This window comes from Lutibacter citreus (genome assembly GCF_003260195.1).
GTDB classification, from domain to species: domain Bacteria; phylum Bacteroidota; class Bacteroidia; order Flavobacteriales; family Flavobacteriaceae; genus Lutibacter; species Lutibacter citreus.
Map to the genome: position 1 here is coordinate 12,595 of NZ_QEIH01000002.1, position 23,574 is coordinate 36,168.

The 23,574-nt window shown below is 30.4% G+C and carries 23 protein-coding genes; 8 read left to right on the plus strand and 15 right to left on the minus strand.

What is annotated here, in order from left to right; all coding sequences use genetic code 11:
* Nucleotides 1–50 precede the first annotated feature (50 nt).
* Nucleotides 51–941, plus strand: coding sequence for a metallophosphoesterase (locus DAD81_RS03105; protein WP_111706780.1), 891 nt, complete (start codon nucleotides 51–53; stop codon nucleotides 939–941).
* A gap of 266 nt (nucleotides 942–1,207) precedes the next feature.
* Here the strand turns inward: DAD81_RS03105 and DAD81_RS03110 are convergent, their stop codons facing one another.
* The gene (locus DAD81_RS03110) at nucleotides 1,208–1,948 is read right to left on the minus strand and encodes a TerB family tellurite resistance protein (protein ID WP_111706781.1); all 741 of its coding nucleotides are present in this window, start codon (nucleotides 1,946–1,948) and stop codon (nucleotides 1,208–1,210) included.
* Between the two features lie 243 nt (nucleotides 1,949–2,191).
* Here DAD81_RS03110 and DAD81_RS03115 point away from each other — a divergent pair, with 243 nt between their 5' ends.
* Complete coding sequence (locus tag DAD81_RS03115; protein WP_111706782.1) at nucleotides 2,192–2,602, plus strand: BrxA/BrxB family bacilliredoxin; 411 nt, start codon at nucleotides 2,192–2,194, stop codon at nucleotides 2,600–2,602.
* 59 nt (nucleotides 2,603–2,661) lie between these two features.
* On the opposite strand, the gene DAD81_RS03120 is transcribed toward DAD81_RS03115, so the two are convergent.
* Genes DAD81_RS03120 through DAD81_RS03140 form a run of 5 tightly spaced genes read right to left on the minus strand, consistent with a single transcriptional unit; the run spans nucleotide 2,662 to nucleotide 8,114 of the window.
* On the minus strand, nucleotides 2,662–3,591 hold the full coding sequence (locus tag DAD81_RS03120) for a hydroxypyruvate isomerase family protein (protein ID WP_111706783.1): 930 nt from the start codon (nucleotides 3,589–3,591) through the stop codon (nucleotides 2,662–2,664).
* 30 nt (nucleotides 3,592–3,621) lie between these two features.
* Nucleotides 3,622–4,950 carry a Gfo/Idh/MocA family protein gene (locus DAD81_RS03125; RefSeq protein WP_111706784.1) on the minus strand — a complete coding sequence of 443 codons (1,329 nt, stop codon included), beginning with the start codon at nucleotides 4,948–4,950 and terminating at the stop codon, nucleotides 3,622–3,624.
* Nucleotides 4,951–4,959: 9 nt separating this feature from the next.
* A complete protein-coding gene (locus tag DAD81_RS03130; protein WP_111706785.1) occupies nucleotides 4,960–5,757 on the minus strand; it encodes a 3-keto-disaccharide hydrolase in 798 nt (265 codons plus the stop codon).
* A 12-nt stretch (nucleotides 5,758–5,769) separates the two neighbouring features.
* Nucleotides 5,770–6,396: a gluconate 2-dehydrogenase subunit 3 family protein gene (locus DAD81_RS03135; RefSeq protein WP_111706786.1), complete on the minus strand. Its 627-nt coding sequence runs from the start codon at nucleotides 6,394–6,396 to the stop codon at nucleotides 5,770–5,772.
* A gap of 11 nt (nucleotides 6,397–6,407) precedes the next feature.
* Complete coding sequence (locus tag DAD81_RS03140; RefSeq protein WP_111706787.1) at nucleotides 6,408–8,114, minus strand: GMC oxidoreductase; 1,707 nt, start codon at nucleotides 8,112–8,114, stop codon at nucleotides 6,408–6,410.
* Between the two features lie 157 nt (nucleotides 8,115–8,271).
* On the opposite strand from DAD81_RS03140, the gene DAD81_RS03145 reads away from it, so the two are divergent.
* The 3 genes from DAD81_RS03145 (at nucleotide 8,272) to DAD81_RS03155 (ending at nucleotide 11,133) form a co-directional block, all read left to right on the plus strand.
* Nucleotides 8,272–9,219: a sugar phosphate isomerase/epimerase family protein gene (locus tag DAD81_RS03145; protein WP_111706788.1), complete on the plus strand. Its 948-nt coding sequence runs from the start codon at nucleotides 8,272–8,274 to the stop codon at nucleotides 9,217–9,219.
* 21 nt (nucleotides 9,220–9,240) lie between these two features.
* The gene (locus DAD81_RS03150; protein WP_111706789.1) at nucleotides 9,241–10,413 is read left to right on the plus strand and encodes an MFS transporter; all 1,173 of its coding nucleotides are present in this window, start codon (nucleotides 9,241–9,243) and stop codon (nucleotides 10,411–10,413) included.
* Nucleotides 10,414–10,479: 66 nt separating this feature from the next.
* Nucleotides 10,480–11,133, plus strand: a complete 654-nt coding sequence (locus DAD81_RS03155; RefSeq protein ID WP_111706790.1) for an HD domain-containing protein — start codon at nucleotides 10,480–10,482, stop codon at nucleotides 11,131–11,133.
* Nucleotides 11,134–11,152: 19 nt separating this feature from the next.
* Here DAD81_RS03155 and DAD81_RS03160 read toward each other — a convergent pair whose 3' ends face one another.
* The 7 genes from DAD81_RS03160 to leuS form a co-directional block, all read right to left on the minus strand.
* Complete coding sequence (locus DAD81_RS03160; protein ID WP_111706791.1) at nucleotides 11,153–11,731, minus strand: YceI family protein; 579 nt, start codon at nucleotides 11,729–11,731, stop codon at nucleotides 11,153–11,155.
* Between the two features lie 95 nt (nucleotides 11,732–11,826).
* Nucleotides 11,827–12,411, minus strand: a complete 585-nt coding sequence (locus tag DAD81_RS03165) for a Crp/Fnr family transcriptional regulator (RefSeq protein WP_111706792.1) — start codon at nucleotides 12,409–12,411, stop codon at nucleotides 11,827–11,829.
* Nucleotides 12,412–12,434: 23 nt separating this feature from the next.
* Complete coding sequence (locus tag DAD81_RS03170) at nucleotides 12,435–13,211, minus strand: enoyl-CoA hydratase/isomerase family protein (protein WP_111706793.1); 777 nt, start codon at nucleotides 13,209–13,211, stop codon at nucleotides 12,435–12,437.
* A 4-nt stretch (nucleotides 13,212–13,215) separates the two neighbouring features.
* Nucleotides 13,216–14,676, minus strand: coding sequence for a sensor histidine kinase (locus DAD81_RS03175; protein WP_111706794.1), 1,461 nt, complete (start codon nucleotides 14,674–14,676; stop codon nucleotides 13,216–13,218).
* An 86-nt stretch (nucleotides 14,677–14,762) separates the two neighbouring features.
* A complete protein-coding gene (locus tag DAD81_RS03180) occupies nucleotides 14,763–15,020 on the minus strand; it encodes a SemiSWEET family sugar transporter (protein ID WP_111706795.1) in 258 nt (85 codons plus the stop codon).
* A gap of 100 nt (nucleotides 15,021–15,120) precedes the next feature.
* A complete protein-coding gene (ald, locus tag DAD81_RS03185; protein ID WP_111706796.1) occupies nucleotides 15,121–16,194 on the minus strand; it encodes an alanine dehydrogenase in 1,074 nt (357 codons plus the stop codon).
* A gap of 140 nt (nucleotides 16,195–16,334) precedes the next feature.
* Nucleotides 16,335–19,151 (minus strand): leucine--tRNA ligase, encoded by a 2,817-nt coding sequence (gene leuS, locus DAD81_RS03190; RefSeq protein WP_111706797.1) that lies wholly within the window; start codon nucleotides 19,149–19,151, stop codon nucleotides 16,335–16,337.
* A 121-nt stretch (nucleotides 19,152–19,272) separates the two neighbouring features.
* Between leuS and DAD81_RS03195 the strand changes: the two genes are divergently transcribed.
* A complete protein-coding gene (locus tag DAD81_RS03195) occupies nucleotides 19,273–20,049 on the plus strand; it encodes a patatin-like phospholipase family protein (RefSeq protein WP_111706798.1) in 777 nt (258 codons plus the stop codon).
* 58 nt (nucleotides 20,050–20,107) lie between these two features.
* Here the strand turns inward: DAD81_RS03195 and DAD81_RS03200 are convergent, their stop codons facing one another.
* A complete protein-coding gene (locus tag DAD81_RS03200) occupies nucleotides 20,108–20,650 on the minus strand; it encodes a DUF2911 domain-containing protein (protein WP_111706799.1) in 543 nt (180 codons plus the stop codon).
* Nucleotides 20,651–20,805: 155 nt separating this feature from the next.
* Between DAD81_RS03200 and DAD81_RS03205 the strand changes: the two genes are divergently transcribed.
* Entirely contained in the window at nucleotides 20,806–21,723 is a 918-nt protein-coding gene (locus tag DAD81_RS03205) for a DMT family transporter (protein WP_157961065.1), read from the plus strand.
* On the opposite strand, the gene DAD81_RS03210 is transcribed toward DAD81_RS03205, so the two are convergent.
* Nucleotides 21,716–22,645, minus strand: a complete 930-nt coding sequence (locus DAD81_RS03210; RefSeq protein ID WP_111706801.1) for a ketopantoate reductase family protein — start codon at nucleotides 22,643–22,645, stop codon at nucleotides 21,716–21,718. The two genes, DAD81_RS03205 and DAD81_RS03210, sit on opposite strands and share 8 nt — an antisense overlap.
* 260 nt (nucleotides 22,646–22,905) lie before the next feature.
* On the opposite strand from DAD81_RS03210, the gene DAD81_RS03215 reads away from it, so the two are divergent.
* On the plus strand, nucleotides 22,906–23,574 hold the full coding sequence (locus DAD81_RS03215) for a metal-dependent transcriptional regulator (protein WP_111706802.1): 669 nt from the start codon (nucleotides 22,906–22,908) through the stop codon (nucleotides 23,572–23,574).

Here is a 23,574-nt window from a genome sequence, read left to right on the forward strand (position 1 = left end):
TAAAACATTGAATTAATAAGTTTATATTTGTGTTAATTTTTCTTGAAATTATGATTCAACAAATTCTATCAAATTCTTATAAAAACGCAAAGAAAATCTCATTGGATTGCGACTCTAAATTTGTACTTTTTAGCGATTGCCATAGAGGAGATAATAGCTACGCTGATGATTTTACTCATAACAGAAATATTTATTATCATGCATTAAGAAATTACTATGATAATGATTTCACCTACGTTGAATTAGGAGATGGTATTGAGCTTTGGGAAAACAGAGATTTTAATGAAATTTTTGAAGCTCATCAAAATGTATTTTTATTACTACGTGAATTTCATTTAAAAGGAAAACTACATATGCTTTGGGGAAACCATGATATGGTTTTACGAAAAGAGAAAAGGGTAAATAAATTACTTAGCACCTATTTTGATGCAATAACTTCAACAGATAAAGATTTATTAAAAGGTTTAAAATTTGATGAAGGGATTATTTTAGAAGTTGATGGTTTTGAAAAAAATATATTATTAATTCATGGTCATCAAGCTGATTTTTTTAACTATGTTTTATGGAAATGGAGTCGATTTTTAGTACGTTTTTTATGGAAACCATTACAAATTTTGGGAATTAAAGACCCAACAAGTCCTGCAAAAAATTACAAGGAATTGATTAAAGTTGAACGGAGATTAAAGAAATGGATTGAAAATAATAATAACCAAATGATTATTTCAGGTCATACCCATAGACCAAGATTTCCAGAACCTAATGAAACTCCCTATTTTAATGATGGTAGCTGTGTTCATCCAAGATCTATAACGGGAATTGAAATAGTTGACATGCAAATTTACTTAATAAAATGGCACACTATTTCTAACAAAGATGGGACTCTACAAATAGTTAGAACTGTTTTAGAAGGACCACAAGATATTGCAAGTTATCTAAAATAAAAAAGCGCCTTATAAAAGACGCTTCCTTAATTTTAGGGCTTTCAATTTTCCTCTCGAATTAAATATCCGACCCTATAACTAATCACTAACCATCTACTATGACACCTTATTATTTAATAAGTCACATTTTATAATAAAAAAAAGCGCCTCTAAACGAAACACTTAATTAATTTTAAGATCAATTAAAAAAAGAGGGATATAATTTTACCCTTAGAATTAATTTTATCACCATTATATAACACTTAAGCTATAAAAAAATCATAAAATTAAACTCCTCTCTCTTTTTGAATTTGTTCATAAGCTTTTTGAACCTTTTTAAATTTTTCTTCAGCTCCCTTTACATGTTCTTCTCCTAAATGCTGTAATTTATCTGGATGGTATTTTTTCACCATTTTTCTATATGCTTTTTTAACTTCATCATTAGACGCAGACTTTTCAATCTCTAAAATCTTATATGAACTCTCAACACCATCATAAAACATAGCTTTAATAGATTCAAAATCTTGTTGACTTATATATAAATAACCAGCTATTAATTTAATTGAGTTAACTTCAGACTCAGTTACAGCTCCGTCAGACTTTGCAATTCCAAACAAGAAATGAATTAATTGCAAACGTGAGGCATGCGTCATATTTTGTCTTATTTGCAAACAAACCTGACGTGTAGAAACATTATTATTTTTTATAAATCCATTAAATAATTTAAAAGCATGGCTTGCTCTTTCTTCACCATACATGCTTTTAAAATGATTTCGAACATAAGACAATTCTCTTTGATCTATTTTACCATCGACTTTTATTACAGTAGCTGAAAGTAATAATAAACTAATTTCAAAATCTCCAGATTGAACATTTCTACTTGATGTTCTATATGTTTTAGCCTGCTCAACATCTTCCTTTGAGAACCCATCAATAAAACTCCCAACAACATAACCTAGCACACTTCCTATTGTTCCTCCAAAAGCAAAACCTAACCCGGCACCTAGCCATTTTACAAAATTTCCCATAAATAATTTAAAAATTCAAAGATACATTGTTTTATTAGTACGGTATACACTTCATAAAGTTACAAGTTGTTAAATAATTTATAAACTTTTAATTCAATTTAACCTTCAAAACTAAAAGTACATCATTAATATTCAGAAATATAGCCCAACTTTATGTTAATTTCATTTACCAATAAATTTAATAAGAAAAAAAATATGTAGGTTTGCATCTTAAAATACGTCTAATTAAAAAAAGTAAAAAATATGTATCCACCTGAACTAGTAAAACCTATGTATGAAGAATTAGAACATGCAGGTTTTGTATCATTACATTCAGCTCAAGAAGTTGAAGAAGTATTACAAAAAGAAGGAACAACATTAGTTGTAGTAAATTCTGTTTGTGGTTGTGCAGCAGGAACTTGTCGCCCTGGAGCAATTGCTTCATTACAGTTTGATAAGATTCCAAATAATTTAGTTACCGTTTTTGCAGGAGTAGATGCTGAAGCTACAGGAAAAGCAAGAGAGTTTATGATCCCTTTTCCTCCTTCATCACCAGCAATTGCATTATTTAAAGATGGAACTTTAGTGCATATGTTAGAAAGACATCACATTGAAGGAAGATCTGCTGAAGTAATTGCTTCAAATTTAGCAGGAGCTTTTGAAGAGTATTGTTAAAATATTTTCCTAAAAAAAGTAAAAAAAAGGATGGTTAAGTTTAACCATCCTTTTTTTTATTAAAAATTATCTGTTTCTCTATACGCTTTAATAACGGCTAGTTCACCTTCTCTCCCCTCCATTGAATTTCCATGTTCCATCCCTAACACACCGTTAAATCCTTTGGAATGAATAAATTTAAAAATATTCTTATAATTTATTTCACCTGTTGTAGGTTCTTTTCTTCCGGGATTATCTCCCATTTGAAAATAAGCCACTTCATCCCATGCCTTTTCAATATTAGGTATAATATTTCCTTCATGTATTTGCTGATGGTAAACATCAAATAAAATTTTACACGAAGGACTATCTACTGCTTTACAAATTTGGTATGCCTGTGATATTTTATTTAAAAATGCTCCCGGATGATTAAAGAAATTTAATGGCTCTAAAACCATAGTTAAATTATGTTTTTCTAAAATTCCCGAAGCTTGTTTTAAAGACTCAACCACATTGGCAGTCTGATAACCCATATCCTGCCTCAAATCTACAAAACCAGGAACTACGGTCATCCATTTAGCATTTACTCTTTTAGCTACCTCAACAGATTCTTCAATTTCACTTAAAAATTGAGTTCTAAAACTTTCTTTACCTGAGGTTAAACTTGGCTCTTTCCAATAAATTTTATGAGCAACAAATACGCCCATAGTCATATTTCTTTTTAGCAAAGTTTGAGCCATTTTTTCTTGTAACTCAACTGACTTTTTTTTCATTCCATTATCTTCAAAAGCCTTAAAACCTTGATCAGCCATAAAATTTAATTGACCAATTGAATCTTTCCCTCCAAGATTTTTAAACATCCCTAAATGAGGTGCATATTTTAACTTAAATGAATTCGTTTTTTCATCTTTTTTAGAGTCAGATAAATTCATGGCATTTAACCCAGTTACACCTATTCCTGCCATTGATGCTGCTACTGCAGTCTTTTTAATAAACGATCTTCTTTCCATAAATTTCTATTTATGATTTTTAAAATTCAACTAAATTAACTTTGTAACACCTGGTACTGGAATTGGATATGCCCCTTCTAAATCTGGGACAACTGGCGGTATCGTTTCCCAGGTTAAAGTATTTTCATCTGGAACTAATAAATGAGATGAATTCATAGCTGCATCCCAAGTTACTAATTCTCCGGTGTAGGTTGCCATTCTACCTATTATTGCTGCCATTGTACTTTTAGCACCATATTCAGCATTATTTATTGGTTTATCTTTTCTAATCGCATTAAATAATTGGTCATGCTCCTCTTGATATGGATTTTTATTTCCTTTTCCATCATGGGTATACAAGTCTTTCCCTGAGTAGGATTTTAATAAAGCTATATTTCTACCACTTGTGTTTGAAGTTCCTTCTGTACCTTGAAAAGTTTCAGAAACTCGTTTCATACAATCTCTTTGATGCCTACATTGACTTGAAATTACAGCTCCACCTGGATATTCAAATTCAACAAAATGATGATCAAAAATTTGCCCATGATCTATGCCTTTTCTAACTTCTCGCCCTCCCATTCCTTGTGCTTGGGTAGGATATTCTCCAATAAACCAATTTGCTACATCAATATTATGAACATGTTGTTCTAAAATATGATCTCCACAAATCCAATTAAAATAATACCAGTTTCTCATTTGATATTCCATTTCGGTCCAATTCTCCTGTCTAGGTCTTACCCAAACTCCGCCTCCATTCCAATACACCTGACCTGAAATAATTTTTCCAATATCTCCTTTTTGAATTCTCTTAAAAGCCTCTAGATAATTTTGTTGATAACGTCTTTGTAAACCAACAACAACACTTAAATTATTTTCCTTTGCTAATTTTGCAGCTGCCAATACCTTTTTTATTCCGGCGACATCAGTTGCAACAGGTTTTTCCATAAACACATGCTTACCTTGTTGAATTGCATACTCAAAATGCTGAGGTCTAAATCCTGGAGGTGTAGCAAGAATAACAACATCTGCTTCATCAATTGCCTTTTTATAAGATCCAAAACCTACAAATTTATTTGCTTCAGATACATTTATTTTATTAGAATCAAATGCATCTGATAAATTTTTATAAGCTTTATCTAACCTATCTTTAAATAAATCAGCCATAGCCACCAATTCCACATTTTCATCTGCCTGCAACGCCTGACTTCCTGCTCCTGAACCTCTACCTCCACAACCAACAATTGCTAGTTTTAATTTTTTTTCACTTTTAAATAATGGTGCAGATGAAAGAATAGAGGGGGCTAATAATACGCCTCCAGTTAGCAATGTTGATTCTTTTACAAAATTACGTCTTGACAATTTCTTTGGAACTTGGCTCATTTGGTTTATTTATTTAATTTCTAATAATTCTATGTTTTTAAATTCTACTGGATGACTTTCACTTTGAAGTGATATATAGCCCTTTTTTAATGGTTGTCCTTCTTTCTTTTTCCATGCTTCAATATCAAAATCTACCTTACCACCTATTTGCGGTTTAAAATAAGTCATTACTGTTTCACCGTTTATTTTATGCGAAATAATTTCATCATTTTTTACTAAAATCTCTAATTGCACCCATTGATCTCCATGAAATGTTTTTGAACTTGAACTTATACAATGTTTTTTTTCTAAATCATCTTTTAAATAAATGTGAGTTCCCGGGGTACATACGTTTGCTGTAGGCCTTTCTCCTTCTCCTAAACCTCCTAATAATTGAACTTCAATTGAAACGGGAAATTTTTGATTTATGTTCATAGTTTCTGGGGCTTGGCAATGAATCATAACTCCGCTATTTCTAGCTGCCCAAGAAGCCATATCTTTTAATTGCTCTCCTGTAAATCTATACTCTAACCTCATTTTATAGTTAGAATATTCGTTCTTGTAAAAAATGTGGCCAAATGAATTATTAAAAACACCATCATACTGATCATAATTTACTTGAAGCACTCCGTCATTAACACGAAACGTATTTTTATAATTATCATTTAATTTATGTCCAGTAATTTTAACATTCCAGCCATCAAGATTTTTTCCATTAAAAAGTTGAATCCACTTTTCATTCTCAGAATCATTTTTATTCTGACTATTTATTTGAAAACAACTAACTATCAAGCATAAAGCAATTACTCCTATTGTATTATATTTCATCTTTATTCTATATTATTTTAATGACCAAGCATTTCCAATCTCTTCCAACGGAACACAACCTTTATAAACTCCAGGAACAGGATCATAACTTAAAACTTCTTCTCCAATTTTTTCTGACGTAACATACCCAAATACAGCATAATATCTTATAGCAAATAAAAACTTATACATATAATAAAGCGGCTTATTTTCACTACTAACAGCTTTTTCTTTTATTCTTTGTCTTCTTAAAACCTGTTTGGTTTCTTTTTCTGAAAGTTTAAAATAGGTTTCAAATAATTCCTGAAATTCTATATTAGTTCCATTTAAAATATTTTTATCAAACTTTTCTTCAAACATAGATTGAAATTCTTTTGCCCCCTTTTGAAAAAATTTTTTATTCGATTCCTTTTCAACATCATTGTACATTAAATCAATAAACTGAGGAACATTAACATCTAAACCTCCAGGAATTTCAGACATAGGTAAAATTATTGCTACCAAATTAGTAACCATATATTTTTGTTCTTCTGTAAAATAAAGTGGTTTCCAAGTTTCTAAATCTGCAGTACAAGATGATAACATATTAAAAATTGTAGGTGCAGCAATAGCATACCCTAATCCCAATGTTAAATTTTTTAGTGCTAATCTTCTATTCATAGTACTTTTTCTTATTGGTTTTTATTGAATTCTTTAGCTGCATGATTTGCCGCTCTTGCCGAAAATGCCATATAAGTTAGTGATGGATTTTGACAAGCCGAAGACGTCATAAATGATCCATCGGTTACATAAACATTTGGAACTGTATGAACCTGATTGTATTTATTTAAAATAGAAGTCTTAGGATCGTGCCCCATTCTTACCGATCCCATTTCGTGAATTCCAATTCCCGGGTATGATTTATTATTAAACCCTTTTACATTTTTAAAGCCAGCAGATTTTAAAATTTCAATTCCTTGAAGCATCATATCTTCCTTCATTTTCAACTCATTTTCTTTATACTCAACATCAAAATCTACTGTTGGTAAACCCCATTCGTCCAATTTATCATAATCTAATGTGATTTTATTTTCATGATAAGGTAAGCATTCACCAAAAGCACCTAAAACTATTGACCAAGGCCCTGGCTTTAACAATTCTTCTTTTAATTTTAGACCAAAACTCATTTCAGGAATTATCCTTTTCCAATCTGATCTTCTAGCACCTCCTTGATAACCATAACCACGTATAAATTCCTTTTGTTCTGATTTTTCATCTATATTTCTAAATCTTGGAATATAAATTCCGTTTGGTCTTCTGCCTTTATAATAAATATCATCAAAGCCTTCAACTGTCGCTCGAGCTCCAGCATGACTGGTATGATCCATAATATTATGCCCTAACTCTCCACTATCATTACCTAATCCATTTGGAAATCTTTTTGATTTAGACTGCATTAAAATACTTGCCGAAGCAATGGTAGAAGCACAGCTAAAAATGATAGCTGCTTTAAAAAATATTTTTTCTTTAGTTAAAGCGTCAATTATTTTAACTCCAGAAGCTTTCCCTAATTTTTCATCATAAACAATTTCATATGCAATTGAATTAGGACGTAAATGCATATTCCCTGTTTTTTCAGCTGCTGGCAACGTAGATGAATTACTACTAAAATACCCTCCAAAAGGACATCCTCTAACACATCTATTTCTATATTGACAATTTACTCTTCCTTCATGCACAGCATCACCTGTTTTATGAGCACATCTCCCAATAGTTAATTGCCGATCTGAATAATTTTCAGAAATCTTTTTCTGTAATTCTTTTTCAACACAGTTTAATTCCATTGGCGGACCAAACTTTCCGTCGGGTAATTGAGGTAGACCTAAATTTTCACCAGATACTCCAATAAACTCTTCCACTTTATCATACCAAGGAGCAATATCTTTGTATCTAATTGGCCAATCAACTCCATGACCATCTTTTTTATTCGCCTCAAAATCTAAATCACTTAATCTATATGATTGCCTTCCCCACATTATAGATCTACCACCAACATGATAACCTCTAATCCAATCAAAACGTTTAGTTTCACTGTAAGGATGTTTTAAATCATTTACAAACCAGTGCTTACTATCTGGGCCAGCTATATAAGATCTGTTTTGTTTAGGTTGTTGTTCTATATCTTTAGGGTCTTTTGCTCCTCTATACTTAAAACCCCAAGGATCTTTATTCATATTTGGATAATCTACAATATGCTCAACATCTCTTCCTCTTTCAAGAACTAAGGTTTTTAATCCATTTTCACAAAGCTCTTTTGCTGCCCATCCTCCTGAGATTCCAGTTCCAATTACTATGGCATCATATTTCAATGGGTGCTCTTGTATTTTTTTATTCTGCATTGAGTAAATAAATTATATATAAATTGATTTTTTAAATATAAAAAATTAGAATCTAATTCCCTAACTAATTTAAATTAACTAATTTGCGTACTCAATTAACATTTTAAACCTACATATAAGTATATAAACCTTTAATAATAGAACTTCAAATTTATATATGAATCGCAGAAATTTTCTATCAAAAACAGGTCAAGCAAGTGCAGCCTTAGCTATTTTAGGACTTTATGGTTGTAAAGCTTCAAACAAAACAAGCTCTTATTCAGAATCTAAAAAACAATTATTCTTTAAAATTTCATTAGCTCAATGGTCTTTACATAGGGCATTGAGCAAAAAGGAATTGGATAATTTAGATTTTGCTTCTAAATCCAGAAATTTTGGATGTGAAGGATTAGAATATGTAAATGGTTTTTTTAAAGATAAAGCGAAAGATTTTTCTTACTTAAAAGAAATGAATTCCAGAGCCAATTCTGAAGGACAAAAAAATGTTCTAATTATGATTGATGGAGAAGGATCATTGGCTGATTCAAATACCAAAAACAGATTAGATTCTATTGAAAACCATTATAAATGGATTGAAGCTGCACATTTTTTAGGATGTCATGCAATTCGTGTTAATTTGGCTGGTGGGATTGATAAAAAAGATGCTGCCAAAGCAAGCATAGATTCACTAACTAAGCTTTCTGAATTTGCTAAAGGCTCAAACATTAATGTTTTGGTAGAAAATCACGGTGGTTTTTCTTCAAAAGGAACTTGGATGACAGAGGTTTTTAATAAAATTAAAAATGAAAATTGTGGTACTCTTCCTGATTTTGGAAATTTCTGTATAGAAAAAAATAAAAACAAAGAATGTATTGAAGATTATGATCGTTATAAAGGAATTAAAGAGTTACTACCTTTTGCTAAAGCCGTTAGTGCTAAATCTTATAATTTCGACTCCAATGGAAACGAAACTCTTATTGATTATTACAAAGTAATGAAAATGGTTAAAGAATCTAATTATAACGGATTTGTTGGTATTGAGTTTGAGGGAAACAATGTATCTGAAGAAAAAGGAATTGAATTAACCAGAGACTTATTAATAAAAGTAGGAAACCAATTATCATAAAATAAATTAACCAAATATATTATGAAGAACATTAATAAAAATAGACTTTTTTTAGCAAGCTGTCTTGCTCTAATAACCACAGCTATGACCTTTGCTATTAGAGCAAGACTTGAAACTGTTTTTGGTCCTGAAGGTATTGGATTAACGCTTGAACAAATTGGATATGCTTTTACTCCTGCATTTTTCGGATTTACTTTAGCTATGATTTTTGGTGGTCCTTTGGTTGATTTTTTAGGAATTAAAAAAATTACTTGGATAGCTTTTATTACACATGCAATTGGAATTGTTTGGACTTTAATGGCAGACTCAATGTCTTCTTTATTTATCGCAACTCTTTTTGTAGGAATAGGAAATGGAATGGTAGAAGCAGCCTTAAACCCAATGATAGCATCAATGTATAGCGATCAAAAAACCAAAATGTTAAACCGTTTTCATGTTTGGTTTCCTGGTGGAATTGTAATAGGATCAATATTAGGTTGGGTAGTAATGGATGTTATGGGCTTAAGTTGGCAACTAATGGTTGCTACTTTATTTATTCCATTAATTGCATATGGATTCCTTTTTTATGGACAAAAAATTCCAGTTACAGAACGCGTTCAAATGGGAATAAGTAATAAAAAAATGTTCTCTAGTATTACAAATCCGTTATTTTTATTTATGGTTTTTTGTATGCTTTTAACAGCAGCCTCAGAACTAGGAACTACACAACGAATAGAGTCTCTTTTAAAAACATCTGTTGATGTACCTTTATTAGTTTTAGCATTTATTAACGGAATAATGGCTTTAGGAAGAATGTTTGCTGGCCCCGTTGTTCATAAATTAAAACCAGCTGGTATGTTATTATTCTCAGCCATTTTCACTTTTGCAGGATTGTGGTTATTAACTATTACGACTGGAGAAATGACATTTGCCGCCGCCGCAGTATTTGCAATAGGAGTTACCTTTTTCTGGCCTACAATGCTTGGTTTTGTAGCAGAATATTTACCCGAAACTGGTGCCTTAGGATTATCTATTATGGGTGGAGCAGGTATGTTTTCAGTATCTATTGTACTACCAATTATGGGTAATTTAATGGATAATTCTAGCCCACATGAAGCCTTAAGAACAATGTCTATCTTACCCGGAATACTAATAATTGCTTTTGTAATTTTAAATGTTATTATGAAAAATAAAAAATTAACACAAACAGCATAAAATAATATTAATAAAAAATTAGAAAGAAATCCACTTAGTTATAGGTGGATTTTTTATTTTTAACCTATGAACAAAACAACAATAATTTCTAACACAAAAACTTTTGTACAACATACATTACAAAACGCAGAAGGTGGCCATGATTGGTTTCATATTTTACGAGTTTGGAACAATGCAAAATTGATTTCAAAATCTGAAAATGTAGATGTTTTTATTGTTGAATTAGGTGCATTATTGCACGATATAGCCGACTCAAAATTTCATGAAGGTGATGAAACCGTTGGACCAAAAGTAGCTAGAGATTTTTTATTGAATGAAGGCGTTTCAGAAGAAATTATAATTAACATTGAAAATATCATTAGAAACATTTCTTTTAAAGGTGGAAATTTTAATCAGGAATTTTCTTCTCCAGAATTGGAAGTTTTACAAGATGCAGACAGATTAGATGCCATTGGTGCAATTGGAATAGCGCGCTGTTTTAATTATGGAGGATTTAAAAATAGACCTTTATACAACCCTGAAATCTCACCAAATTTAAATATGACTAAAGATGAGTACAAAAAATCAGAAGCTCCAACAATTAATCATTTTTATGAAAAATTATTGTTACTAAAGGATAAAATGAACACACAAACAGGCAAAAAAATTGCTGAAGAACGTCACCAATATATGGAAACATTTCTTCAGCAGTTTTATAATGAATGGGATGGTTTAAAATAAGCCCCTCACATTTTTTTAATTAAAATTCTAAATCAACAATTAAATCGAATTCATCATAAATTGCTTTATCTTTTAAATTATCAAAAAAACTTGTTGATCCATATTTAACATTAAATTTAGATCTATCAATTTTAAGGCTTGCATTTGCCTTATTTCCATAAATAGAAAAATTGAAATTAACTTTATTTGTAATACCTTTAATAGTTAAATCTCCTATTATTTTATATGAATTTTTCCCTAATAATTTAACATTTTTGAATACTAATGTTGCTGTAGGATTTTTTTCAACCCCAAAAAAATCATCAGACTTTAAATGCCCTTCTAATTTTCCTTTATATTCACCTTCTAGGTCTGTATTAGTTATAGAGTTCATATTAATAGTAAACTCCCCTCCAACCAATTTGTCTTCGCTAAAGATTAATGAACCATCTTTTAAAGCAATTGTTCCTTCGTGAGATCCGGCAACCTTATACCCTTTCCAAACTATCTTACTATTTTCTACTTTAATTTCCTTTTTCTCTTTAATAATTCCGGTAAAAGAAAATGTAATAAATGCTACTACAGTTATAACTGCTAAATTTTTAATTGAATTTTTCATGTTTTCTTATTTTTAAATTATGACACAAAGTTGCAAAACATTGTTTGACAGAAAAATAAGGTAGATTATGAAATGATGTTAATCTAGTTTAACATTTATTGCTCTAAAATTAATTGACTTTTAATTTTACTCAGAAATTCTTTTGTAATTCCAAGGTAGGATGCAACCATATATTGAGGCACTCGCTTCTCTATAGTTGGATACAATTCTTTAAATTGAATATATTGTTCTTTAGCTGTAAGGCTAAAATTTCTGATAATTCGTTTCTGAGAGGAAACAAGCGCCCGTTCAACAATTTTCCGAAAAAAACGTTCCAACTTCGGAATTTTAAGAAGTAATTCTTCATTTGTATCATATGAAAACTGAATAAGCTCAGTGTTTTCAATACATTGTACATTAAAATCGGCTGGAGATTGAGATATATAACTTCCCATATCTGATGTCCACCATTCTTCTATAGCAAATAAAACAATATGTTCTTGTCCACTTTCATCCAAATAGAATGTTTTTGTACAACCAGAAAGTATGAATCCCGTAATTTTACAAATATCTCCCTGCTGAACTATATATTGGTTTTTTAAATACTTCCTATAAGATACTTTTGAAATCAGTAACGATTCTTCCTCTTTAGTTAAATTAACATACCTTTTTATATAATCTAATAAAGGTTTTGAATTCATTCTATCAATATTTTTTATAAATATTATTCAAAATTTGGTTTGCGTTTTTCTAAAAATGCCGAAGTCCCTTCTTTAAAATCTTCTGTTCCAAAACTAACACCAAATTGTTCTATTTCTACAGAAAAACCATTAACACAATTTGTATAATTTGCATTTACAGCCTTTATTGCAGCTTCAATTGCAACTGATGAATTATTAATTATTTTATTTGCTAATTTTTCACACAGAGGAATTAATTCTTTTTGCTCAACAACATAATTAACCAATCCCCAATCTTTAGCTTCTTCAGCAGAAATCATAGCTGCAGTCATAATCATTTCCATTGCCTTTCCTTTACCAACTAACTGCGGTAAACGCTGAGTACCACCATAACCAGGAATAACACCTAAACTAACTTCTGGCAATCCCATTTTAGCATTAAAACTTGCTACCCTAAAATGTGCCGCCATAGCTAATTCTAACCCTCCACCTAAGGCAAATCCATTTACAGCTGCAATAACAGGAGTTCCTAAATTTTGAACAAAATCAAATAAATTCTCATGTCCCTTTCTTGATAATTCGGTACCTTCTTCTACATTAAAATCTGCAAATTCTGAAATATCTGCACCAGCTACAAAAGCCTTTTCTCCACTCCCGGTTACAATTATAACCTTAACAGAATTATCTTCATTTAAAGTTTTAAAAACTAGGTGTAACTCTTCAATTGTTGCTTTATTAAGTGCATTTAATTTAGTTGGTCTATTAATTGTAATAGTAGCTAAATTATCTTTTTGTTCAACTAAAACATTCTCTAAATTCATAATTTTATTTTTTAGGTAATACTATCTTAAAAACTGTTCCTATATTGTATTGAGTGGTAAATGAGATATTTCCATTATAAGCTTCAACTATATTTTTAACCATAGGCAAACCAAGCCCCATACCACTAGATTTAGTAGTGAATTTTGGTTCAAATATTTTATCTTTATCTTCTTCTGAAATTCCTTTACCGTTATCTGCAACAATAATAATCACCTCTTCTCCAATGGATTCTACAGAAACCTCAATTTTTTTAGATTCAACTTCAGTTAAAGCTTGTGAAGCATTCTTTACCAAGTTTGTAACAACTCTAATTAATTGATTTTTATCTAACTCAGCAATAATTACACTTTGTTTTGGGAAAAATGAAATATAATCTTCAGCAAAAATATCCAACGCTAATTTCACTACTTCCACTACATTTAACTCTTCTCTTTTTTGAGTTGGCATTTTAGCGAAGTTTGAAAACGCCGAAGCTATTGAACTCATTGTATCTATTTGCTGAATTAAAGTTTTACTAAATTCTTTAATTTTATCATAAATCTCTGGGTCATTTGCATCAAATTTTCGCTCAAAACTTTGTACTGTTAACCTCATTGGAGTTAATGGATTTTTAATTTCATGAGCAACCTGCTTTGCCATTTCTCTCCAAGCTTGTTCGCGCTCTCCTTTAGCCAACTTAACAGCACTAATTTCAAGTTCATCAACCATTTTATTGTATGCACTCACCAAAGTGAAAATTTCTGTACTAGCATTCTCCAAAAATATTTTCTCATTAGAAGCATTCAACCTAGTGCTATTCATTTTATCCGTAATTGCTTTTATATTTCTAGTAATATAACTTGAAATAAAATACGCTAGCGCAATGGCTATTAGAAACATTAGTAGATAAACATAAGTCATTCTAACCAAAAACTCTTCTAAATCTCTGTCTTGAGCTGTATTATCTTGCACATATTGTAGATTTAAAACTCCTATTGGTTTAAATTTATTATCTGTAATATATGAATAAGATGATTGTAAACTTTGTCCATTTACCACCCTTGTATTTACAAAACGGTGTTGAGCATTATTCAATACACCTTTAAGAATTGAATCGCTTAATTTAGTTTGAGCATCCCTTTTAACAAAACCAGAATGTGATGTTTTAGCAATATTTCCTGATAAATCATATACATTTATCTCTAGCTTTTCAATATCTGAAATTTCGTAAATTTTTTCTCTAAAAATATACTTTAAGTTCTTTTCTTCAACCGGAAAAGTATTACCATTACCACTGTTTATCCAATAATTAATAGCTGCTTTAACGGACTCCTCTTTACGCTCCAATCTCTCCTGATTGTATTCATCAGTTTGCTCCTTATATTGAAAAATTGTAACTGTAGCTATTAAAACAGACGCTAATAAAATTAGCAATATCATTGCTAAAAATATTCTATTTCTTAATGAAATTTGTTTAATATTCATTTCTAATTTTTAGCGGTTTTTATTATTTTTGAAGTAAATATAACCATTTAATTATTTTTCAATTACTCAACAATCATTCCAAATTGTTATTTATATTTCAATTTAAAAATGATTATAAGCACTGTTAAAATTATAGTTACAATGTTAGCTAAAATCATTGCTAAACTATTTAAATGAATCCCATAAATTAACCACAAAATTACACCAGACAACATAACCAAATACATGGTAAGCGATATATTTCCTGCAGATTTGGTTTTCCAAGTTTTATACGCCTGAGGAACATACGCTGATGTTGTTAATGCAGCAGCTATTAACCCAATAATTTCATTTGAATCTATCATTATATATTAAATAGGATTTAGCTAAACTAACCAAAATAAAAAAGCTTTCATATTTCTATGAAAGCTTTTTTATTCTAATTTAGTTTTTAAAACAAATAACTTATTTCAATATATCTTCGCAAACTATTTCTCCTTTAACAATGTTTAATCCTTTATTTAAATGTGGATTAGAATCACAAGCATCTACCCAACCTTTATTTGCTAATTGCAATACATACGGTAACGTAACATTTGTTAATGCAATTGTTGATGTATATGGTACAGCGCCTGGCATATTAGCCACACAGTAATGTACTACATCATCAATTATATAAATAGGATCTTCGTGTGTTGTTGGTTTTGTAGTTTCAATACATCCTCCTTGATCAACAGCTACATCAACTATTACAGTTCCTGGTTGCATATCTTTTAACATATCACGTGTAATTAATTTTGGTGCTTTTGCCCCCGGAATTAACACACCTCCAATAATTAAATCGGCATCCTTAATATGTCTTCTAATATTATATTCGCTTGAAAACTCTGTAATTACATTGTTTGGCATTACATCATTAATGTAACGTAATCTATCCATGTTAATATCTAAAATATTAACAATTGCACCTAATCCAGCTGCCATTTTTGCTGCTTGCACACCTACAACTCCACCTCCTAAAATTAATACTTTTCCGGGCCTAACACCTGGTACACCACCTAGTAAAACACCTTTACCTTTAATTGGTTTTTCTAAATATTTAGCACCTTGTTGAACGGCCATTCTACCAGCTACTTCAGACATAGGTGTTAATAATGGCAAAGTACCTTTATTATCATCAACAGTTTCATAAGCAATACAAACGGCTTTGCTTGCTACCATTGCATCTGTTAAAGTTTGGTTTGAAGCAAAATGAAAATATGTGAAAATAATTTGACCTTCTCTTGCCAAACTATACTCTTCTTCAATTGGTTCTTTCACCTTTACAATCATATCTGCAATTGCATATACCTCTTCAATTGAAGGAAGTATGTTAGCACCTGCATTTATATAATCAGCATCACCAAAACCACTATCAAATCCTGCTCCTTTTTGAACATAAACTGTATGGTTATTTTTAGTTAATTCAAACACTCCTCCCGGAGTAATTGCCACTCTACTTTCGTTATTTTTTATTTCCTTTGGAAGACCTACAATCATTTTTTGAGATTTTTAATTTTTCCGCAATATAAATGAAAAAAAAAGTTCTTTTTAACAAAATCATTGTCAAAAAGAACTCTTTTAAGATAAAATTAACATTAATACTACGATATTAATAATAACCAATATAATATTACCATTTAACCTACAATATTAATAATTTTACCCGGTACAATAATTACTTTTTTAGGTGTTCTTCCCTGTAATTGAGCTGCTGTTTTTTCGTGAGCCATTACAATATCTTCAATTTCTTGCTTACTTAAGTCTAACGGTAATAGAATTTTAAAACGCATTTTACCATTAAATGAAACTGGATATTCTTTTTCACTTTCAACCAAATGTTCTGGTTCAAATATTGGAAAATCTGCACAAGACACTGAAGTAGTGTTCCCTAACTTATTCCATAACTCTTCAGCAATATGCGGTGCATACGGCTCAATAATTACAGCTAAAGGCTCTAAAATTGTACGTTTATTACATTTTAACGCTGTTAATTCATTTACAGCAATCATAAATGTTGAAACCGAAGTATTGAAAGAGAAATTAGCAATATCATCTTCAACCTTTTTTATTGTTTTATGAAGCGTTTTTAACTCATCTTTTGTTGGTGCTTCATCAGTAACAGAAAACTCTCCGTTTACAATGTATAATTTCCAAAGCTTTTTTAAGAAACTGTAAACACCCGAAATACCTGAAGTTTTCCAAGGTTTAGATTGCTCTAAAGGCCCTAAAAACATTTCGAACAAACGTAAACTATCTGCTCCGTATTCTTCACAAATTTGATCTGGATTTACAACATTGTATTTAGATTTCGACATTTTTTCAACCTCTCTACCAACTTTAAAAGTCCCATCTTCCTCAGTAATAAATTCAGCATCGTTATATTCTGCTCTCCAATTTTTGAAGGCATCTATATCCAACTCATCAGAACCGTTTACAAATGAGACATCTGCATGAATTGGTTGAACTTTTAAATCTCCAATTAATCCTTTTGAAACAAATTTATTTTCACCTTCTATTCTATAAACAAAAGCCGAAGTTCCGGTAATCATTCCTTGGTTAATTAACTTTTTTGCATATTCATCAACAGGTACAATTCCTTTATCGAACATAAATTTTTGCCAAAATCTAGAATATAATAAATGTCCTGTTGCATGCTCACTTCCACCAATATATAAATCTACATCTTGCCAATAATTTACAGCTTCTTCAGAAAATATATCCTCATTATTTTGAGGATCCATATACCTGTTAAAATACTGAGAACTTCCTGCCCAACCTGGCATGGTATTTAATTCTAAAGGAAAAATAGTTTCATTGTTAATTTCATCATTTGAAACTACTTCATTTTTAACAACGTCCCAAGCCCAAACAGTTGCATTTCCTAAAGGTGGTTTTCCATCTTCAGTAGGTAAATACTTTTCAACTTCTGGCAAAACAATTGGCAAATATTCTTTGTCAATCATTTGTGGCAATCCATTTTTATAATATACTGGAAAAGGTTCCCCCCAATAACGTTGACGACTAAATACAGCATCACGCAAACGGTAGTTTATTTTTCCATAACCAATTCCACGTTTTTCAATTTCGTAGATAATGGTTTTCATTGCTTTCTTGTAAGTTAAGCCATTTAAAAAATCTGAATTTGCAATTTTCACACCTTCTTTTACTGAACATGCTTCTTCAGAAATATCAATTCCTTCAAAAATATTTGGAATATCTAATCCAAAATGATTAGCAAAAGCATAATCGCGCTCATCACCACAAGGTACAGCCATTACAGCTCCCGTTCCATAGCTTGCCAATACATAATCTCCAATCCAAATTTGAACTTTTTCACCTGTAAAAGGATGTAAAGCATAAGCACCTGTAAACACACCAGAAATGGTTTTTACATCAGCCATACGTTCTAATTCACTTCGTTTTGAAGTTGCTTTTACGTATGTTTCAACAGCTTCTTTTTGTTCAGCAGTTGTAATTTTAGAAACTAGCTCGTGTTCTGGTGCCAACGTCATAAAACTTACTCCGTAAACCGTATCAGGACGTGTAGTAAACACATCAATTTTAGCATCAAAACCATCAACATTAAAAGAAACCATTGCTCCTTCTGAACGACCAATCCAGTAAGTTTGAGAATCTTTTAAAGGTTGTGGCCAGTCAATTTTACCCAATCCGTCTAATAAACGTTGTGCGTATGCAGTAATTCTCATACTCCATTGCATCATTTTTTTACGAACTACAGCATGACCTCCACGTTCTGAAACTCCATTTACAATTTCATCGTTTGCCAACACTGTTCCTAAACCAGGACACCAGTTAACTTCAGTTTCAGACAAAAATGTTAAACGGTATTTTAATAATATATTTTGTTTTTCTTCTTCTGAATAGTTTTTCCAATCTTCTGCAGAAAACACTTCAATTTCATCATCACAGGCAGCTTTTACAGTTTCATTTCCTTCAGCTTCAAAAATTGAAACTAATGTAGAAACATCTTCTGCTTTATCGCTTGTTTTATTGTACCAAGAATTGAACAATTGAATAAAAATCCATTGTGTCCATTTATAATAATTAGGATCTGAAGTTCTTACTTCACGAGACCAATCAAACGAAAAACCAATTTTATCTAATTGTTTTCTGTATGTTTTTACATTGGCCGCAGTTGTTACTGCTGGGTGTTGCCCTGTTTGAATAGCATATTGCTCTGCAGGTAATCCAAAAGAATCATATCCTTGTGGATGCATTACATTAAAACCTTTATGACGTTTGTAGCGTGCATAAATATCTGAAGCTATATAACCAAGAGGATGCCCAACATGTAGTCCTGCTCCTGATGGATACGGAAACATATCTAATACAAAAAACTTTGGTTTATCTGATTTATTTTCGGCTTTAAATGTTTGGTTTTCTGCCCAATACTGTTGCCATTTAGCTTCTATCTCTCTAAAATTATATTCCATGGTCGCTTTCAAATTTTTGAAAGCGCAAAGTTACGGTTAATCTACAAAAGAATAAAGTCTTATTTAAAAGGATAAAACAAAACTATATTATTTGTATTTTTAACCTATCAAATTGTAAAAAGTGAAAAAGGAAAATATTGGATTGGTACTTTCAGGAGGTGGAGTAAAAGCAATAGCTCATATAGGATTAATTGAAGTTTTATTAAAAAACAACATTGTGCCAAACATAATTTCAGGAACAAGTGCAGGTGCTATGATTGGTGCTTTGTACGCAGCAAACCATAGTCCACTAGAAATGATTTCTTTTTTTGAAAAAACACCTTTAATTAAAGTGTCTTATTTTGCTAGAAATAAACCTGGATTTTTAGATAGTGAAAAATATGCAAAACATTTTAGTCATTATTTTTCTGAAAATTCATTTGAATCATTAAAATATCCACTTTCAATTGCTGCAACCAATATTTTAAAAGCTCAAGTAGCATACTTTAATCAAGGACCGCTAATTAAAGCTATTATCGCCTCTTCCGCATTACCACCTCTTTTCTCTCCTGTAGATATTAATGGACAACTTTATTGTGATGGAGGTATTTTAGATAATTTCCCTTTAGATCCAATTAAAAAATATTGCAACAAAATAATTGGCAGTTTTGTAAACCCTGTAACCGAAATTAACAGATCAGAAATTAACTCTTCAACCGATTTGGTTTATAGAGCATATCACATTGGAATGGACGTAACAGATATTAAAAAATTTAAATATTGTAACTATGTTTTTTCCCCTCCAAAAATAGATACTATTGGAGCAATAGATACAAAATCGATTAGAAAAGCTTACCAAATTGGATACGATTTTGCTACTGAAGAGATTGAGACAATTATAAAATATTTAAAATATTAGTTATAAAAAAGGCCCATAATTTAAATTTATGAGCCTCCAATTCTACAAAAAAAATAATTTATTTTTTAATAGGAACTGTTACAAGTGTATTTCCAAAACCTAAATACATATTAACGTTGTTCTCTTTTCCATCAAATGCAATTGAAAAAGCTTCAATAGATTCTTCAGATTTTGAAACTGCTCCTTTTACTCTTACCACATCTTCACTTTCATTATAAAAATATGAACCCCAAACATTTTTAGCTGTACTTAAGATTACTGTCCACTCATTAGCCGATGGAATTGTAAATAATGTATATGATCCAGCTTTTACAGCTTTACCTCCAAAAGTAACATCTTTATAAAATGTAATTTCAACAGCTTCATTTGCTCCTGTTCTCCATACTTTGTCAGCTGGCGCTAACTCTTCAACAGTTCTTCCTTTTAATTGAGGTCTGCTATAAATAACTTTCACTAATTTATCTGAATTTTTATAACTCGTTGGGTATGCAGCAGCATCCATAGGACTTTTATCTAATTTGGCAAATTTCTGAGCAGACATCTCATTTGTAAATAAGAATACAATTGCTATAAGAGCAATAAACAATACATTTTTCTTCATTTTAATAGTTTTAGTTTATACAATAATTTTACTATTTGTCTTACTAATATATAATTTCATACAAAAAATTTCATTTATTTTTTATTGATGTCTTTATCTGAAAGAATATTTACTTTTCTACATTATTGATTACTTTCGCGGTTAAATTAACTTTTTTGAATAAAAACACCTACAAAGCACATTTAGCTTTATTAAGCGCCAATGTTATTTATGGAATGAACCATATAATAGCAAAAGATATAATGCCCGAAAAACTTGGTGCAACTGCTTTTATTTTTATTCGAATTTTAGGTGCAAGTATTTTATTTTGGATCATTAAAAACTTCATTAAAGAAAAAATTGACAAGGAAGACTATTTTAGGTTGGTTGTTTGTGGTGTTTTAGGAATTGCGATTAACCAATTATTATATTTTCACGGACTAAGCAGAACTTCACCTATTGATGCTTCAATTATTTACACATCTGTCCCCGTTTTAGTCTTAATTTTCAGCTACTTTTTATTGAAAGAAAAGATAACTAGAACTAAAATTTTAGGAATATTTATTGGCGGAACCGGAGCATTACTACTTATTTTATATGGAAACAAAAACCAAGGAACCAGCACTCTTTTAGGGAATGGTTTAATATTTTCAAATGCTATTTTTTATGCATTTTATTTAGTGTACGCAAAACCATTAATGAAAAAATACCATCCAATAACTGTTATTAGTTGGGTGTTTTTAATCGGCTTTGTTTTTATGATCCCTGTAGGAATTAGCGACGTAATATCAACCAATTTTAGTGCGTTTACATTAAACACCTATTTGGTAATTGCTTTTGTATTATTTGGAACTACATTCTTAACTTATTTATTTAATATTTATGCACTTTCAAAAGTTCCTCCTTCGGTTAATGGAAGTTATATTTACCTGCAACCTGTTATAAGTTTTGCAATGGTTACTATTTACGCATTGGTTTTTGGAAACAAAGAGTACGCACAAGATATTAGTTTTGTTAAAATTTTAAGCTCAGTTTTAGTAATTGCTGGCGTTTATTTAATAAGCTTGAAAAGCAAAGAATTAAAAACTACTTAATACCTCTTGCCTTATTTTCTTGCGGAAGTAAAGCATAATAAATTAAATAATTAATTGGAGTTGGAATGCCAAACTCTTCACCTAACCTAACAACTGTTCCGTTCTGAGCTTCTAATTCTGAAGGTTTTCCATCCATAATATCACGTTGTAACGAAGCCGTTGTCTCAAAAGGTAAGGACTCTAAAGTTTTAAATTGTTTTATAACAATATCCTCCTTTAAATAAACTCCTTTTGCTTTTGCAATTGCAAATATTTCTTCAGCTGTTTGGAGCATCATATTTTTAATATATGGCGAAGCTAACATTTCTCCAAGTGTAGCTCTTGTTAAAGCGCCCAAAGCACTAAAAGTTGTTATAAACAAGTATTTTGTCCATATTTCAGGATAAATATCATCTGCTAATTTTATGGAAATATCAGCAGAATTAAATGTCTGTTCTAACAACAATGCTCTTTTTGTTTTTTCTTTATTTAACTCTCCAAAAACAATTGCGGGTTCAAAAGCAACATGATTAATAACACCATATTCTTCAACAAAACTCACTATTTTACATAAACCACCTAAAATGTGTTTTTTATCAATAACTGAAGCTAAAACTTCGTGATTATTACAGCCATTTAATAATGAAATAACCATAGTGTTTTCATTTAAAACAGGCTTTATAATTTTAGCAACTTCTTCAACTTGCCAAGTTTTAACACATATTAATATTAAATCTATATTTTCAACTTCAGTAATATTTGCAGTTGCATTTGCAGGCTTAACTAAATAATCTCCATTTACACTTTTAAGTTGCAGTCCATTTTTTTGAATTGCCTCTAAATGCTTTCCTCTAGCTATAAAAGTTACATTATTTCCTGCTTGAGCCAAACGCGCTCCAAAATATCCACCAACTCCACCTGTACCGTAAACTACTATATTCATATATTCAAAAATTAAATATCAAAAATAAGGATTTACTATAAAAATTTCAGTTTTATTCCAACAAAAAATGTTCTTGGCATTAACGGACCGTAGATATAATTACTATCATGGTTTTTACAAGATAAATAATTACCCTGCTATTATCATGTATCACCACTTAAAATATTTTCTCAATTTATTATTTTTTTATAAATCTATATATTTTTTTAGACTTATCTAAATTTAATTTTATACCGTTAAAAATTGTATATTTGCACTCAATGAAATTAAAGTTATCACAAACAGAAGAAAATTATATTAAAGCAATCTACAGTATTGAGATACATACAGGTAAAAGTGTGAGTACTAACAAGATTGCTGAAAATTTAAAAACAAAGGCATCTTCCGTTACGGATATGATTAAAAAACTTTCTGATAAAAAATTAGTTGATTACGAAAAATATAAAGGTGTCACAACCACATCTGAAGGAAAAAAACGAGCAATAAAAGTTGTTAGAAAACACCGATTATGGGAGGTCTTTTTAGTTGACAAACTAAATTTTAATTGGGATGAAGTACATGAAATTGCGGAACAATTAGAGCATATAGAATCTGATGAATTAATTACAAGATTAGACACTTTTTTAAACTTCCCAACAAAAGATCCTCATGGAGACCCAATACCAGATTCACAAGGCAACATAAGAATCAAAAATTCTATTTTATTAAATAGCGCAATACATAATACTTTATATAAAATTGCGAGTGTAAAAGATAATTCAAAAGCATTATTAAATTTTTTAGACAAGCATTCATTAAATATAGATTCGGAATTAACGGTGTTGGATAAATTAGATTTTGACGATTCAATGACCGTTAAATTAAGTAATGGAAATAATTTAACATTATCAAAAAAAATATGTACCAACGTATTTGTAACTATAAAATAA

Coding starts and splice junctions, on each gene's coding strand:
- DAD81_RS03150 (WP_111706789.1), top strand. CDS start 9,241: ATGAAGAACATTAATAAAAATAGACTTTTTTTAGCAAGCTGTCTTGCT.
- DAD81_RS03110 (WP_111706781.1), bottom strand. CDS start 1,948: ATGGGAAATTTTGTAAAATGGCTAGGTGCCGGGTTAGGTTTTGCTTTT.
- DAD81_RS03130 (WP_111706785.1), bottom strand. CDS start 5,757: ATGAAATATAATACAATAGGAGTAATTGCTTTATGCTTGATAGTTAGT.
- DAD81_RS03165 (WP_111706792.1), bottom strand. CDS start 12,411: ATGAATTCAAAACCTTTATTAGATTATATAAAAAGGTATGTTAATTTA.
- DAD81_RS03155 (WP_111706790.1), top strand. CDS start 10,480: ATGAACAAAACAACAATAATTTCTAACACAAAAACTTTTGTACAACAT.
- DAD81_RS03200 (WP_111706799.1), bottom strand. CDS start 20,650: ATGAAGAAAAATGTATTGTTTATTGCTCTTATAGCAATTGTATTCTTA.
- DAD81_RS03140 (WP_111706787.1), bottom strand. CDS start 8,114: ATGCAGAATAAAAAAATACAAGAGCACCCATTGAAATATGATGCCATA.
- DAD81_RS03135 (WP_111706786.1), bottom strand. CDS start 6,396: ATGAATAGAAGATTAGCACTAAAAAATTTAACATTGGGATTAGGGTAT.
- DAD81_RS03175 (WP_111706794.1), bottom strand. CDS start 14,676: ATGAATATTAAACAAATTTCATTAAGAAATAGAATATTTTTAGCAATG.
- DAD81_RS03180 (WP_111706795.1), bottom strand. CDS start 15,020: ATGATAGATTCAAATGAAATTATTGGGTTAATAGCTGCTGCATTAACA.
- ald (WP_111706796.1), bottom strand. CDS start 16,194: ATGATTGTAGGTCTTCCAAAGGAAATAAAAAATAACGAAAGTAGAGTG.
- leuS (WP_111706797.1), bottom strand. CDS start 19,151: ATGGAATATAATTTTAGAGAGATAGAAGCTAAATGGCAACAGTATTGG.
- DAD81_RS03120 (WP_111706783.1), bottom strand. CDS start 3,591: ATGGAAAGAAGATCGTTTATTAAAAAGACTGCAGTAGCAGCATCAATG.
- DAD81_RS03125 (WP_111706784.1), bottom strand. CDS start 4,950: ATGAGCCAAGTTCCAAAGAAATTGTCAAGACGTAATTTTGTAAAAGAA.
- DAD81_RS03170 (WP_111706793.1), bottom strand. CDS start 13,211: ATGAATTTAGAGAATGTTTTAGTTGAACAAAAAGATAATTTAGCTACT.
- DAD81_RS03160 (WP_111706791.1), bottom strand. CDS start 11,731: ATGAAAAATTCAATTAAAAATTTAGCAGTTATAACTGTAGTAGCATTT.
- DAD81_RS03145 (WP_111706788.1), top strand. CDS start 8,272: ATGAATCGCAGAAATTTTCTATCAAAAACAGGTCAAGCAAGTGCAGCC.
- DAD81_RS03215 (WP_111706802.1), top strand. CDS start 22,906: ATGAAATTAAAGTTATCACAAACAGAAGAAAATTATATTAAAGCAATC.
- DAD81_RS03210 (WP_111706801.1), bottom strand. CDS start 22,645: ATGAATATAGTAGTTTACGGTACAGGTGGAGTTGGTGGATATTTTGGA.
- DAD81_RS03115 (WP_111706782.1), top strand. CDS start 2,192: ATGTATCCACCTGAACTAGTAAAACCTATGTATGAAGAATTAGAACAT.
- DAD81_RS03105 (WP_111706780.1), top strand. CDS start 51: ATGATTCAACAAATTCTATCAAATTCTTATAAAAACGCAAAGAAAATC.